Below are 14,273 nucleotides of genomic sequence, written 5' to 3'. Positions count from 1 at the left end.
CCCCGCCGTTCCGGCGTTGCTGGTGCCGCCGTGGCCGCCGTCACCACCGTCGCCCATCAGAAGTCCGCCTGCTCCACCGTCAGCGCCGAGGCCGGCGCGGTTGGAGGCGAACCCGCCCGCTCCGCCGAGCCCGCCGTTGCCGATCAGGCCGGCGGCGCCGCCGACACCGCCGTTGCCACCCCAGTGGCTGCCGACCCCGCCGGCGCCCCCCGGACCGCCGTCGCCAATCAGGCCGGCAGCGCCACCATTGCCGCCGTTGCCACTGAAGGCAGATGCGATGGCGCCGGCGCCGCCAGCGCCGCCATTGCCGAACAGCAGCCCACCGGCGCCGCCATTGCCCCCGGGTCCGCCAATGTTGGCGGCGAGTCCACCTGGCCCGCCGGCCCCGCCATGGCCGAACAACAGCCCGCCATTTCCACCATTGCCGCCGGCCCCGCTGCGCTGGCCGGATCCACCCACCCCGCCGCGTCCACCACTGCCGATCAGTCCGGCGGAGCCCCCGTTTCCGCCGGGCAAGCCACTCGTCCTCCCGTTGACGGTGACTGTTCCGCCGGACCCGCCGTTGCCGCCGTTGCCGATCAAGAGCCCGCCGTCGCCGCCGTTCTGACCGGTGCCCGGCGCGCCGTCGGCACCATTGCCGATCAGCGGGCGGCCCAACAACGCCATGGTGGGCGCGTTGATCGCATTAAGCAGCTGCTGCCCGGCGCTGGTGATATCGGTGGCCGCATAGGCGCTCGCGCTGGCCTGCAGGGTGCGCACAAACTGGTCGTGAAATGCCGCCGCCTCGGCGCTGAGAGCCTGGTATGTCGCGGCGTGGTCACCGAACAACGCGGCCAGCGCCGTCGACACCTCATCGACTGCGGGCGCCAGCACCGACAACGTCGGTCCCGCGGCCGCGGCATTGGCCTGGGCGAGGGCAGAGCCGACCCTCGACAGATCACCGGCTGCGGCAGCCACCACCTCCGGTGCGGCGATGACAAACGACATGGGTCCTCCTAGCGCCTAGCTTCGCTGCCGGCATTGCCCGCGCGCGGGCGCCGGCTGCTGGCCCTAGGGTGCCTGGAGGGTGTGCGGCAGGCCTTGACGAATCATGAAATGCGCTTGTGCGGGCCGTTTGGCCTGGTCAGTGCATCATGCGGGGGGAGTGACGAACCGTTGCAGGCTCGACCGAGCCCGAGCCACCATCGCGGCGCTGTCGCTGACTGAGTCGCGGTGTGCCTCGAATCGATTCGCGCCCAAGCGGTCGATGAGGGCCTCCAATTGTTCGTCTCGCAACGGCGACGGCATGCCCGCCTTGACAAACGCGCAGTGGAGGAAGGCGGCGTCGTCGTCGGCGCCCAAGCGGACCAGCAACCGGGTGATGTACCGCAGCGCCGCCCCTTGCTCGAACCAGTCGCCGACGCGGTCCCAGTGGTCGAGCACCTCAATGAACATCCGCGCCGCCTCGACGGGATCACCGTGTACGGCGCGCGTTGCCGCGGCCGACATCAATGCGGTGCCGCTGTGCCAGAAGTTCTGCACCGCCGCAGCCAGCTGCGCCGCCTGGTCGAACAGGGCCGTCGCGCGGACCGGCTCCGATCTCTTGAGCAGGTAACCCAGGGCAAAGTAGGCCATCGACCGTGCTGTCGGGTTGCCGGTGCTGTCGGCGAGCGTCACCGCCTCCTCCGCGGCCGGCAGGCCGTAGTCTGGTTTGCCCAGCGCGCCCGAACAGATCGCAATCTCATACAGCGTCCACACCAGCCGGATCGGGTCGGCATCCCCGCGGGCGCGGGTCACCTCGCCTTCCCAGTAATCGAGGGCCCACTGCGAATCGCCCTCAAAGAAGATGACGTCGGCCAGCACGTCTGCCGGGTAGGCCACCCGTGCCGTACCGGGGCCGGGCACCCGGCCCTGCGCGAGCTCCGCCAGCGACCGCGCGTGGGCATAGTCGCCGCGGGCCCAGGCGCCGCGTGCCGCCACCCCGACAGCCGTGGCGAACAACGGATGCTCGGGGTGGGTCACCGTGATCAGGCGTTCGGCCCATTCGGCCATTTCGTAGCCAATGCGTAGTCCAAGGAGCTCGGGTAATGCCGCGACCAGACGAAGGGCAAGGTCGGTGGCGCTGTCGGCCATCGCGCGTTCGAACGCGGCGCGAAGGTTGTCGTAGTCCGGCATCATCCGCTCGACCCACTCTTGCTCCTGGCTATCGTGCAATCCGGTTGCGGCCCGCTCGGCCAGTTCGGTGTAGTAGGTCGCATGCCGGGCCGCATATGTATCGGTGAGTCCGGCTTCGCGCAGGTGCTCGCGGCCAAAGGCCCGAAGGGTTTCCAGGATGCCGTAGCGAGTCCGGTCGGTGACGCTGCGCACCACCACCATCGACTTGTCGACCAGACCGGCGAGCAGGTCTAGGGTGTCCTCTGCGACGTCGCCGTCGGAGCCGCACACGCCGTGCGCGGCATCCAGGTCGAAGCTCCCGGCGAAGACGGAGAGCCGCACAAACAGCGCTTGTTCAGCCTGGGTGAGCAGTTGATACGACCAGTCGATCGCGGCGGCCATGCTTTGCTGGCGCGGCAGGCTGCCCCGCGCGCCGCCGCGCAACACACCAAGGGTGTCGAGACGGCGGATGACGTCGGTACTGCTCATCATCCGCATGCGGGCCGCCGCCAGCTCCACTGCCAGCGGTAGGCAATCCACCATCCGGCAGATCTCCGCGACCGCGCCTTCAGGCTGATCTTGGAGATGAAAATCCGGCCGGCCCGCTCGGGCTCTATCGGCAAACAAGTGGGTGGCATCGTCGACCGTCAGCGGTGGGACGACCACAATCCGCTCGCCATCGATCGCAAGTGGTTGGCGGCTGGTCGCCAGCACCGCCACTTTCGGGCAGTGCTGGATGATCCGCGCCAGCAGATTGGCGACCGCTTCCACGACATGCTCGCAGTTGTCGGCGACCAGAAGCACCTCGCGGGCGCGCAGGTATTCGATCACCGAGTCTTCGATGCCCAACCCCTGCTGTTGCTGCAGATGCAAGGCTGTCGCAATGGTGTGGCTGACCGCTGCGCCATGCTCCAGCGGGGCCAGTTCGCAGATGGCTACACCTTCGCTGAAACGGCCCTGCTCACGCCGCGCGACCTCCAGCGCAAGCCGGGTCTTACCGACGCCGCCGACTCCGGTCAACGTCACCAGGGGACCTTCGGCCATCGACTCGATCACGCGCGCCACTTCGTGTTTGTGGCCGACGAAGCTTGTCGCTCGGCGCAGCAGCGGCGAATGCGGCCGATCCACCACCAGGTGCGGCGTCGGCGCGCGGCCCGGCGGCTGCTCGTCGCCGGTAAGAATTTGCTGGTGCACCTGGTCCAGCGAGGCGCCGGGGTCGACGCCGAGTTCGTCGGCAAGTCGCTGCCGCATCTGCCGGTAGGTGTCCAGCGCATCCGCCTGTCGGCCGCTGCGGTACTGGGCCAGCATCAGCTGTCCGGCCAGGCGTTCATCGAGCGGGTGAGCGGCGTGCGCCGCGGTGAGTTCCACCAGCACCTCGCTGTGGCGTCCGACGCGAAGTGCGACGTCGTTGCGGTCCAACACCACCGACAGCCGCTCGCCCAACAGAGTGCTGCGCAGGTTGTTGATCCATGGTGTGTCCAGCGCGGGAAACGGCTCGCCACGCCAGCCGCCCAGGGCGCGTTCGAACAGGTCTGCGGCTTGCAGCGGATCTTGGCAGCCCCGCGCTTGACGCACCACATGCCGGAACCGATGCAGGTCCACCGACAGTGCGTCGGTGCTCAGCACATATCCGCCCGGCTCCCGGGCAAGCGCTACGCCCGGGGTATCCGAAAACAGGTTCCGCAGTCGAGATACATACCCGGCCAACGAGTTTCGAGCGTGGTGCGGCGGGTGATCCGACCACACGTGATCAACCAAATGGTCCACCGCAATCGGGTGGTTGACGTCGACCAGCAACGCGACCAGTACGCACCGCTGGCGCGCGTGACCGATGTCGAGCCGCTGCCCGTCGACGTGCACCGCGACGTCGCCGAGCAAACAGAACTCGACTGACATTCAGTGCACCTTCTCCCCACGCCGCGCGCAGCTGCGCCGGGCAACATCAGGGGCGAACGCCGGCAACTCCCGGTGACCTCAAGGCGAAGTCGAAGAGCCCGCGAAACACCTGGACTTGAGCGGCAATGTACACCCAGCAGGTCGGTGACGCCGACGAATTGACCAGGCCGTTAGGAGACTGAATTCGCCGAACTACTGAATCCGGCGGTGCTGCGTCGCAGTCACGCCTGCGGCGCTTGGGCGCCCTCGAGCGCGACGGCCCGCGCTAACCGTGCGTAGCGCAACTCCAGGTCCTTGAACCGCATATAGGTGCTCAGGGTGGTGAAACTGAACGCCATGATCAGCGCGTAGAGCATCAGGTCGGTGCCGCGGCGCACCCCGAACCAGTGTGCGACCACCGTCGTGTCGTCCGGCCGCAGCACCGCGTAGACGCCGCCCAGCACGAACAACACGTAGCCCACCTTGACCCACGCCCGCGAGCGCGCGCTGCGGCGCGACCGCAGCAGGTACACCAGCAGGACGACGATCGACCCGATCAGCAACACCTGGATCCAGTTCAACGCCGTATCCTTCCTCGCAAGAACCCGTCGAAAATGATGTTGACGCCGTTGAGCAGCGGCTGGCCCTTGGACTTCGAATACTCGGTGTAGAGCACCTCGACGGGCTCTTCGGCTACCCGCCAATGGTTTTCGGCGATCAGCATGACGAATTCCGTGGCGTGGCTCATGCCGCTCATGGTGAAGTTCAGGCCGTCGGCCACCGTCTTGTTGAACACCCGCAGCCCGTTGTTGGTGTCGGTCAGGCCCAGTCGCCGTCCTCGTCGGCTCAACCGCGCCGCGGTCTGCAGCACGAGTCGCTTCAGCAGCGGTGGACGGTTGGTCACGGAGCCGCCGAAGCGCGTCCCGATCACCACGTCCACGTCACCGGCGGACAGCCGGTCGATCATGGCGGCCACGTCCTTGACGCGGTGCTGGCCGTCGGCGTCGAACGTGGCGAACACCTGAGCACCGGGCTGGCTGCGGGCGTACTCGACGCCGGTCTGGATGGCTGCGCCCTGGCCCAGGTTGACCGGATGGCGTACCAGATGGGCCCCGGCCCTCAGGGCGATGTCGCCGGTGCCGTCGGTGCTGCCGTCGTCGACGCAGACGACGTGGTCGAAGACGGACCGCACGTCGGCAATCACGTCGCCGATCACAGCGGCTTCGTTGAAGGCGGGGATGACGATCCAGACGTCGGGGTAATGCGAGGTCATTTAAGTCCACAAGTTACACGTTGGGTCTGCACTGATCATCGGCTACGCGCCAGCGCCGCCAGATGAACACCGATGCCTATCAGTGGGCCACACAACAACGCGACGACCGTGCGGGTCTCCAGCGGCACCGGTAACAACAGCATCAAGCCGGAGGCCACCGTCGCGCCGACCCAGCCCAGCGAATACGCCCGGTGCAGCGCGGCCGCCACCGCCGCGGCACCGGTGATCGTCAGCATGGCGATCGCCACCGCGGCGGCCGTCAGCCAGGCCAGCAGCGCGCCGCTGGCCTGGTATTGCGCCCCGAACAGGGCGCGCAGCAGCCAGGGGCCTACCACGCCGGCCGCCAGCACCCCGATCGCGCCGACGCCGCCGATCACCGCGGCCGGAGCCAGCAGCGCGCGAATCCGGTGAGTGCTTTCGTCGACGAAATGGGCGATGAGATTTCCCTGCATGGCCGTCAGCGGCACCAGCAGCGGGGCTCGCGTCAAGGTCACCGCCAGGATGACGACGCCGCCCCGGGCGCCCAGCTCGTCGGAGGTCAGCTTCAGCAGCACCGGAAAACCCATCACCAGGATCGCGCTGGCACCTGCCGCGGTGATCGAATGAGCCGCGCCCCGCAGGAACGTGGCGATGCTGCCGGGTGTCAGCAAACGTGCGGTCACCCGCGTGGCGGGCGACGCCGCCAGCATTATCAGCCAGGCCACCGAGCCGGCCACGGTGGCCCACAGGAAGCCGACCAGACCCCATCCAAGAACGAACGTGCCCGCGGCCACCGCAACCCGGATGACCGCGTCGGTCACCATCAACGCCCCGTATTGGGTCCACCGGTTCATCCCGGCGAGCATGCCCATCAGCGTGGCGTGCAGGCAGAATCCGGCCAGCCCGACGCTGAGCAGTCCTACCGACAGCCACCGCGCCTCGACGAACATCCGCGCGCTCCACAGCGGCGCGCTCCCGGCGATCACGACGGCTGCGGCGACGCCGACCAGTGCGGCGGCCCGCAGCGGATGAATACGACCGCCGTCCGGCAATACGTCCAGGTAGTGCATCGACCGGACTTCCCGGGTGGTTTCTTGCAGCAATCCGAAGGCTGCCCCGGTGACCAGCCCGAAAGCGCCCCAGAACACCCCGAAGACCGAGAAGCCGTCTGGCGCGAGATTGCGGGCGGCCAAGTAGATCACCGCGTAGCCGCACAGCCCGGTGACGGCGGTGGCGAGGCCGACCCGCGCCACGCTGCCGCGGGTGATCGGCCCGCCGGGTGCGGGGGCCGTGCCCGGGGTACCGCTGACGTCGGTCACCGTGGCCGCATTAACGGCCAACCGACCCGATGCGTGCCACGTTCGCACATATTAGGCGGGCCGGGCGCCGGCATTCGTGAGGCTGGTTAGGCCCAGCTGGATCCGATCGCTGAGTCGGTTTGGGCCATGTTGGAACCGGCGGCTTGCACCTTTTGGCCGTGCGCATTGGCTTGCTCGTAGATCGCCTGGAAGTTGCGGCCCAACGCGGTGATGAACTCATGGCAGGCCACCGACCCGGCCCCGCCCCAGAAGTCCCCGGCGGCCAACACATCACGCACGATCGCCTGATGCTCGGCCTCCAACGACGCCGCCTGCGCCCGGATCAACGCCCCATGGGCATCGACATCACCGAACTGGTAATTAATCGTCATCGCCGAAATCCTTCCTAACTGCTCAAAATCTGCTGCGACGCCTGCTCTTGCTGCTCATAGTTATTGGCGTCGCGGATCAACCCATCACGCACCCCGTGCAACATGGTCACGATATTGCGAAACGCCTGATTCATCTGACCCATGGTGTCCAACGAGGTCGCCTCGGCCAACCCACTCCAGCCGGCCCCGGAAATATTTTGCGACGACGCCCACATCCGCCGCGCCTCGTCCTCGACGGTCTGCGCACGCACCTCGAACCGACCCGCCATATCCCGCATCGCATGCGGTTCGGTGATAAACCGGGTGGTCATTACCTTGTGTCCCGTCAATCGTGGCTGAAAACTGCGCGACCGATCACCCCCGCCCTATCCGACGCCGGTGCGCGGAATCACACTCGGGCGCGCCTGCACCACATGCGGATTCGCCCCACCGCGGCCCATCATCGCGGCGGGCATCCCCGCACCGGCACCACCCATCCCCATCGGCATCGGCATCATCGGCATCCCCCCACCAGCCGGCGTGGCTGCCGGCGCCGTCGCCGCAGGACTTGCCATGGCACCTAACCCCGCCACCGCCGCACTGGCCATCCCCTTAGGCATCGAGCCCTGCCAGGCCGGCGGCACCGACATGGCCCCCAGCAAATGCGATTTACCTAACTGCGCGGCCATCCCCGCGCCGCCGCCCAGCGGCTTTAAGGCCGGAGCGGTGCCACCGACAAATTTCGGAACATCAGCACCCGCCCCCGCCGCCGCACGTGCCAATCCCGCCGTGCTCGGATTGGCGCTCTGCGCCAACGACATCAGCGGGGAAATCAGCATACTGGCCGGATACATCGCCATCTGGGCTAGCGACGTCAACGATGACACCGGAACCACTGAAGTCAACGACTGGACCCCGCTCAGCAAGGAGGGAGCCGTTGCCACCGCATGTTGGGCCGCCGACGCCATCCCAGCGATACCCGCACCGACTTGCGAAGCCAACCCCGCCAAATCCAGCGGCGGCACACTAAACGACGTCAGCGCCGCGGCCGCCGATGTCGCCCCGGCGTGATAGCCCACCATCGCGGCCACGTCCTGGGCCCACATTTCCATGTAGTCGAATTCAGTTGCCGCAATCGCGGGGGTGTTTTGTCACAGGAAGTTTGTCGCCACCAAAGCCCCGAGCAGCATCCGGTTGGCCGTCACCGCGGCCGGATGCACCGTGGCCGACATCGCCGTCTCAAACGCCGTCGCCGCCGCTCTAGCTGTGGACGCCGCCCGCTCCCCCTGTGCCGCCGCCTCATTGAGCCAACCCACATAACGCGTGGCCGCTGCGGCCATCGCCACCGCTGCTGGACCTGCCCACGGCCCACAGGTCAATCCAGTAACGACCGAGTCGAACGAGGCCGCCGATGCTGCCAATTCGGCGGCCAACGTATTCCAAGCCGCCGCGGCCATATGCAGCGGTCCCGATCCGGCGCCGGCAAAGATCCGTGCCGAGTTGATCTCCGGGGGCAACCCGGCAAACTCCGGAACCATCGCAACCCCCGATCGCTACCCACGCGGCCGCCTAGCCCGGCAGGTTCTGCGGCGCTTGCCGCCACGACGGTAACTGCGCGGCCACCTCCGAAGCCCCGGCGTGGTAGCCCGCCATCGCCGTCACATCCTGGGCCCACATTTGCTCGTAGTCACCTTCGGTGGCGGCGATGGCGGGAGCGAGGAGGCCCAATAGGTTCGACCTCACCAGCGATACCAGCTCGGTGCGGTTGGCCGCGACCGATAGCGGATGCACCGTCGCCGCCCGCGCTGCTTCGTAGATGGCGGCCGCAGCTTGGGCTCGTGCAGCTGCATGCCCCGCTCGGGCGGCCGACGTACTGAGCCATCCGGCGTATGGGGCTGCTGCGGCTGCCATCGCGGCCGAAGCCGGGCCTTGCCACGCCATGCCGGTGAGCCCCGACGTCACCGACTCAAACGCGGTGGCCGCCGAGCTCAACTCGGAGGCCATCCCGTCCCAGGCCGCCGCGGCGGTCAGCAACGGACCCGAGCCGGCACCGGTATAGATTTTTGCTGAATTGATTTCTGGCGGCTGCATCGAATAGTTCATTACCGTCGTCCTTTCTGCTTGAAAGATTTATGAACCGGCGCCGAGCCGATACCTGCCAATTCCGTCGTAGCTGCCTCCAATTTTTCGGTCACACCGCATGCCGGTACGCGAAGCGCAATAGTGAGGTGTTGACTCCGCCACACGGAATTTTTAAGGGTCGTAAGCCGGCCACCCCACAGCGCTGCTGAGGCTAGGCCAGATGACGGAAGAAGAAGAAGAATTAAATGGGCACGGGCGCACCGATTGCCTCCGCAAGCTGTTCGGGCAGGAAGGTGAACAAATCGGGAACGACGCCTCCGAATGCGGTGCCACTGAGCGGGAAGGGTCCTAACCCGAACAATGGGATGGAAAGTGACGCGAATTCCGATGGAGTAAGGATCCCGCCAAGCGGGACACTGGTGTCCACCTCGACGCCGGTAAGGAACGCCGGTATGGTGAGTGACCCGTGGCCGTTGAGGAAGCCATTCGCAACCACCGCCGGAGCGTCAATTAATGCGGTGGCGGCGCCAAGGATGTTCCCCGTTTGCGCCGCGCTGATAAACGCATTCACGCTGGATCCCAACGCGTTTACTGTGGTGATCGCCGGAGCTATCGCGCCCAGAGTCATTACCAGCGGCAACCCGACGTGAAGGACGCTGGTATTGATGTTCAACGCCTGAGAGGTGTCGGTCAGCGTGTTGATCACATTGGTGACGTTCTGCGAAATCTGACCCGGAATGGACGTGGCCGGTAGCAGGTTGGTGAAGCTCTGCGCCATCTGTCCGGGGATGGCGAGGATGGGTAAGAGATCTCCCAAAGTGCCCACCGGCGTGACCGGGATCACGCCACCGTGGATGGGGCCAGCGACGAAACCTGTCAGGAACAAATTGCCGAAGCCGGTCGCGATATCGCCGACCGCACCCGAGACGTTGCCGGCCGCAAAATCCTGGAAGGCGGTTTGGAAGGCGGCCGGCAGGGCCGCCAACCCGGCATCGAAGTCGTGGGCGGCGCTGTGCAGGGCGGTGCTGATCGTCTGGGAGTAGCCGATCTGTTGGTTGACGAGCGCCTGCAGGACTGCCGCCGGATCAGTGGACAACAGACCTTGGACGGAAGCGGGGAAGTTCTGAATGGCGCTTCGGAGCGCGGTGGCGAGCGTCTGTTGGTAACCGATCTGGTTGCTGAGGAACTGATGCAGGAACGGCTGCGGGTTCGCTGCGATGGCACTTTGTAGGCTTTGCAGATTGGCGGCAGTCGTGGTGAAGAGCGTTTGGTACGGGCCGGCGACCGTGGCGCCAAACGTGGCCAGGCCGGTGGTCAGCCCGGGCAACCCGCCTGTCGGGAGCGCTCCGAGCTCCGTCTGAAGTCCATTGATGGACTGCGAAATGGCTTGTGCGCCAGTCTGAATCTGGCCCGCAAGCCGAGCAGGATCGGTCGCGACGGCCTGTGAAACGGCTCGCATGTCGGCCTGGATCTGACCCGACCCTAGCGCCGTAGCGCCCCCGCTCTGGATAGCGGTCACGGCGCGGTTCAGGGTACTTCCGGCCTCGCCGGCGACCTGCCGAGCGGCGGACTCCGCGGCCATCACGGCGCCGCCGACCTGCCGGCCCAGGTTGCCGAGCATCTGAGCAACTCCGCCGGTGCCACCACCGAGTAGCGCCTGTTCGGCGTTCGCGGCTTCAGCGCTCAGGTACGCGCCCGCACCTGCGTTCATCACGTTGACGAACTGGTCGTGAAACGCCCGCGCTTGGGCGCTGAGTACCTGAAATTCGTGGCCAAAGTTGCCGAACATGGACGCGATGGCGACCGAAACTTCGTCCTGGGCCGCCGCAGCTATCCCGGTCGTGGGGCTCGCGGCAGTCGCGATGGCCTCGGCCAGCGACGAACGAATCCCCGCCAAATCCTGGGCCGCGCCCAGTACCAGTTCCGGCGTTGCGATCACATACGACATATCCGACTCCTTCGACTCCTCGCCCGGTAGACAGCGGGCCACTATTTGTCAAGTGTCTAACGTAGTTAACTCGTGAGTAACATGGGAGAATTCACAGCAACCTGCCAGTTACGTCCAAGTAATGTCCAAGAAATGCATGCGTGCAGGCGAGGCGGAGGTTGCCCGGATATCGAAGTCCGCATGGGGCGTCCATCGCGGGTGCCTACGAAGGATCGCGACGCGATCGTCGCAACTCGGATCGCGGGGAGCATCGACAAGTTCTTTGCAGGTTTGCTGTATGTAGGAAGGTCGGATTGCTGTACGGGTTATGGCCAACGCTGGCAGGCGTTAACGAGTGTCGAAGCCGACGCGGAGCGCGAGACGGTCACGACACCAACGGTGCACCCAGCGGACGGCAATGTGTATCGCCACCGGGATTCGGTGCCCGGTGTTGAGGGTGCACCCGCGGCAGACGACAACTGCTCGTCAAATCAGAAGTGGCGGGCCGACATCCATCGAAGGTCCCGCAACATCAGACGCGGCCCGCGTGATCTGCTGCCTTGGCCGATGCCCAAGCCATTGCGGCGGTGCCGACGATCCTGATTGTGTTCCTGCCGTATCAGGAAGCCACGCCGTGCAGCATTAGCCGTCTGGGCGCCACGGTTGGTTGCGTAACTCTTTGCTGAGATTTCCCTTCGCAAATAGCTGCCGTGGTAGCTGGTCGAGCCCGGCACCAGCTGGTTAGGCGCAGAACCGGCGGCTTGTAGCTGTTGACCGTGGGCGTTGGCTTGTTCGTCGATCAGCCGGAAGTTGCGGCCCAGCTGGGTGATGAACTCCCGGCAGGTCGCGCCCCAAAAGTCCCGGCGCTACCCGATCCCGGTGCGCGGGATCACACTCGGGCGCGCCTGCACCACATGCGGATTGGCCCCCCCACGGCCCATCATTCCGCCGGGCATCCCCGCCCCGGCACCACCGGCACCCATCGGCATCGGCATCATCGGCATTCCCGCGCCACTGCCGCCAGCGGCAGCCGCCAATTCCGCCGCATTGGGCATACCACCCAACCCCGCCATGGCTGCGGACGACAACCCCTTGGGCATCGACCCCTCCCAGGTCGGCGGCACCGACATCGCCCCCACCAACCGCGCCTTACCTAAGTCCGCGCCAATACCCGCACCCAGACCCGCGCCACCGCCGAGGCCCTTCATCGGATTGACATCACCGACAAACTTCGGCGCATCAGCCAGACCCTCCAACGCCGTCGCCCCGGCCAACCCCGCCGTACCCGCATTGGCCGTGCTGCCCAACTGCATCAGCGGCCCAAGCATCATGCTGGCGGGCTGCGCCGCGAACTGCGCCACCTGCATCACCGACGACAACGGCAGCGACGAGGCCAACGACTGCAACCCGGTCACCACCCCCGGAACCCCCGCCAGCGCACCCTGCAACGCCGGCGACACCGCCGCCGTAGCCGTCGTCGCCAACCCGGCCACCTGCGCACCCACCTGCGAGGCCAACCCCGCCAAATCCAACGGCGGCACACTAAACGGCATCAACTCCGCAGCCGCCGCCCCCGCCCCCGCGTCATAGCCGACCATCGCCCCCACATCCTGAGCCCACATCTCCACATAATCGAACTCAGTAGCCGCAATCGCCGGCGTGTTCTGCCCCAAGAAATTGGTCGCCACCAACGCCCCCAACAACCCCCGATTGGCCGCCACCGCCGCCGGATGCACCGTCGCCGACACCGCCGCCTCAAACGCCGTCGCCGCCGCCGCCGCCGACGCCGCCGCCGTCTCCGCCCGCGCCGCGGCCGCGCTCAACCACCCCACATACGGCGCCGCCGCCGCCGCCATCGACACCGACGCCGGACCCGCCCACGGCCCACCCGTCAACCCCGCAATCACCGCATCAAACGACGACGCCGACCCCGCCAACTCCGCGGCCAGCCCCTGCCACGCCGCCGCCGCCGCAAACAACGGCCCCGCGCCAGCACCAGCAAAAATCCGCGCCGAATTGATCTCCGGCGGCAACCACGCAAAATCTGACAAGGGATGCTCCTTCACAACGTTGCGGCGCGGTGGCCGCTCAGCGTGCCCACGAGAGCTTGCGACCAGGCCGCGCGGTTGCGGACAAGCCTTTCAGGGATTCATTGAGCGGCTATTGGGTAAAAATGAAATGGGCGGCCAGTCGGTATCCGCGCCGCCGTCGTCAAGCCGATATCCGGCCGCAGCATTCCGGGCGGCGCTCGGAAAGGAACCATGACAACGATCCGCATTTTCGGGTTGTCGCTGCTGTTCACCGCGGGCGCGCTAGCCATCGGCTACTGGCACGGCGGGCCGACGGCGCTGTTCTTGCTGGTTGTGTTGGCGGTGCTGGAGGTGTCGCTGTCGTTCGACAACGCCATCATCAACGCCACAATTCTGAAGCAGATGAGCCGGTTTTGGCAGCAAATGTTCCTGACTGTCGGGATTCTGATCGCGGTGTTCGGGATGCGGTTGGTGTTTCCGTTGGCCATCGTGTGGGTCACCGCCGGGCTGGACCCGGTACATGCGCTGGACCTGGCGCTCAATCCGCCGCCCAACGGCGCGCTGGAGTTTCCGGACGGCTCGCCCAGCTACGAAAAGCTGATCAAAGACGCGCATCCGCAGATTGCGGCGTTCGGCGGCATGTTTTTGCTGATGTTGTTCCTGGACTTCGTTTTTCACGACCGAGACATCAAGTGGCTGAAGTGGATCGAAGCGCCGTTCGCCCGCGTCGGCCGGCTCGGGCAGGTGCCGGTGGTGGCGGCGTGCGTTGCGCTGGTCCTCGTGGGCACGGAGTTGACGCATTCGGGTGAGGATCGGGCGACCGTGCTGATCGCCGGGTTACTTGGTCTGGTGACTTATCTCGTCGTCAACGGTTTGAGCCGGGCGTTCCGGCCCCCGGAAGCGGCGGCGTCGGACGTCGAGAGAGCGGGGGCGGTCGGCAAAGCCGGCTTCACCCTCTTCCTCTATCTGGAGGTGCTCGATGCGTCTTTTTCCTTCGACGGTGTCACCGGAGCCTTCGCGATCACCAGCGACCCGATCATCATTGCGCTGGGCCTCGGCCTGGTGGGCGCCATGTTCGTCCGGTCGATCACCATCTATCTGGTCCGCCAAGAAACCCTGGACCGCTACATCTACCTCGAGCACGGCGCGCATTGGGCGATCGGGGCTCTTGCGGTGATCATGCTGATATCGGTCGACCACGGCTTACAGTTGCCGGAGTGGATCACCGCCTCGATCGGGGTGGTCTTCATCGCGGCCGCCGTCACCAACAGCGTGCTGCGCAACCGGCGAATCGCCAGGTGATGC

10 protein-coding genes and 3 pseudogenes are annotated in these 14,273 nt (G+C 66.5%); 1 reads left to right on the top strand and 12 read right to left on the bottom strand.

Translation table 11 applies throughout. The features are described 5' to 3' along the window. From B4U45_RS11950 to B4U45_RS11895, 12 genes and pseudogenes are all read right to left on the bottom strand, one after another. Window positions 1–987 (bottom strand): PE family protein (locus tag B4U45_RS11950; RefSeq protein ID WP_219859404.1); only part of this gene is annotated, 987 nt, incomplete at its 3' end. A gap of 144 nt (window positions 988–1,131) precedes the next feature. Beyond that, window positions 1,132–4,029: an ATP-binding protein gene (locus B4U45_RS11945; RefSeq protein WP_075548948.1), complete on the bottom strand. Its 2,898-nt coding sequence runs from the start codon at window positions 4,027–4,029 to the stop codon at window positions 1,132–1,134. Between the two features lie 221 nt (window positions 4,030–4,250). After that, window positions 4,251–4,589 (bottom strand): DUF2304 domain-containing protein, encoded by a 339-nt coding sequence (locus B4U45_RS11940; RefSeq protein ID WP_023368557.1) that lies wholly within the window; start codon window positions 4,587–4,589, stop codon window positions 4,251–4,253. Then, window positions 4,586–5,281 (bottom strand): glycosyltransferase family 2 protein, encoded by a 696-nt coding sequence (locus B4U45_RS11935; RefSeq protein ID WP_075548949.1) that lies wholly within the window; start codon window positions 5,279–5,281, stop codon window positions 4,586–4,588. Before B4U45_RS11935 ends, B4U45_RS11940 begins: the two co-directional genes overlap by 4 nt. Before the next feature lie 35 nt (window positions 5,282–5,316). After that, on the bottom strand, window positions 5,317–6,600 hold the full coding sequence (locus tag B4U45_RS11930; protein ID WP_116671289.1) for a hypothetical protein: 1,284 nt from the start codon (window positions 6,598–6,600) through the stop codon (window positions 5,317–5,319). Window positions 6,601–6,665: 65 nt separating this feature from the next. Further along, window positions 6,666–6,950 carry a WXG100 family type VII secretion target gene (locus B4U45_RS11925; protein ID WP_075548951.1) on the bottom strand — a complete coding sequence of 95 codons (285 nt, stop codon included), beginning with the start codon at window positions 6,948–6,950 and terminating at the stop codon, window positions 6,666–6,668. A 14-nt stretch (window positions 6,951–6,964) separates the two neighbouring features. Beyond that, window positions 6,965–7,261 carry a WXG100 family type VII secretion target gene (locus B4U45_RS11920; RefSeq protein WP_075548952.1) on the bottom strand — a complete coding sequence of 99 codons (297 nt, stop codon included), beginning with the start codon at window positions 7,259–7,261 and terminating at the stop codon, window positions 6,965–6,967. A 54-nt stretch (window positions 7,262–7,315) separates the two neighbouring features. After that, window positions 7,316–8,467 (bottom strand): annotated as a pseudogene (locus B4U45_RS11915) (PPE family protein). A 34-nt stretch (window positions 8,468–8,501) separates the two neighbouring features. Continuing rightward, window positions 8,502–9,032: pseudogene (locus B4U45_RS11910) on the bottom strand (PPE family protein); the annotation flags it as partial. A 220-nt stretch (window positions 9,033–9,252) separates the two neighbouring features. Next, entirely contained in the window at window positions 9,253–10,959 is a 1,707-nt protein-coding gene (locus tag B4U45_RS11905) for a PE family protein (RefSeq protein WP_075548954.1), read from the bottom strand. Between the two features lie 728 nt (window positions 10,960–11,687). Next, window positions 11,688–11,798: pseudogene (locus B4U45_RS11900) on the bottom strand (type VII secretion protein EsxI); the annotation flags it as partial. A 6-nt stretch (window positions 11,799–11,804) separates the two neighbouring features. After that, window positions 11,805–12,989, bottom strand: coding sequence for a PPE family protein (locus B4U45_RS11895; protein ID WP_219859403.1), 1,185 nt, complete (start codon window positions 12,987–12,989; stop codon window positions 11,805–11,807). Between the two features lie 210 nt (window positions 12,990–13,199). On the opposite strand from B4U45_RS11895, the gene B4U45_RS11890 reads away from it, so the two are divergent. Further along, window positions 13,200–14,270, top strand: a complete 1,071-nt coding sequence (locus B4U45_RS11890) for a DUF475 domain-containing protein (RefSeq protein ID WP_075549851.1) — start codon at window positions 13,200–13,202, stop codon at window positions 14,268–14,270. Window positions 14,271–14,273 lie beyond the last annotated feature (3 nt).

The sequence above is a fragment of the Mycobacterium persicum genome (assembly GCF_002086915.1).
GTDB classification, from domain to species: Bacteria; Actinomycetota; Actinomycetes; order Mycobacteriales; family Mycobacteriaceae; genus Mycobacterium; species Mycobacterium persicum.
This window is presented reverse-complemented; position numbering and strand designations above follow the sequence as displayed.

Coding starts and splice junctions, on each gene's coding strand:
- B4U45_RS11945 (WP_075548948.1), bottom strand. CDS start 4,029: ATGTCAGTCGAGTTCTGTTTGCTCGGCGACGTCGCGGTGCACGTCGAC.
- B4U45_RS11935 (WP_075548949.1), bottom strand. CDS start 5,281: ATGACCTCGCATTACCCCGACGTCTGGATCGTCATCCCCGCCTTCAAC.
- B4U45_RS11925 (WP_075548951.1), bottom strand. CDS start 6,950: ATGACGATTAATTACCAGTTCGGTGATGTCGATGCCCATGGGGCGTTG.
- B4U45_RS11920 (WP_075548952.1), bottom strand. CDS start 7,261: ATGACCACCCGGTTTATCACCGAACCGCATGCGATGCGGGATATGGCG.
- B4U45_RS11905 (WP_075548954.1), bottom strand. CDS start 10,959: ATGTCGTATGTGATCGCAACGCCGGAACTGGTACTGGGCGCGGCCCAG.
- B4U45_RS11890 (WP_075549851.1), top strand. CDS start 13,200: ATGACAACGATCCGCATTTTCGGGTTGTCGCTGCTGTTCACCGCGGGC.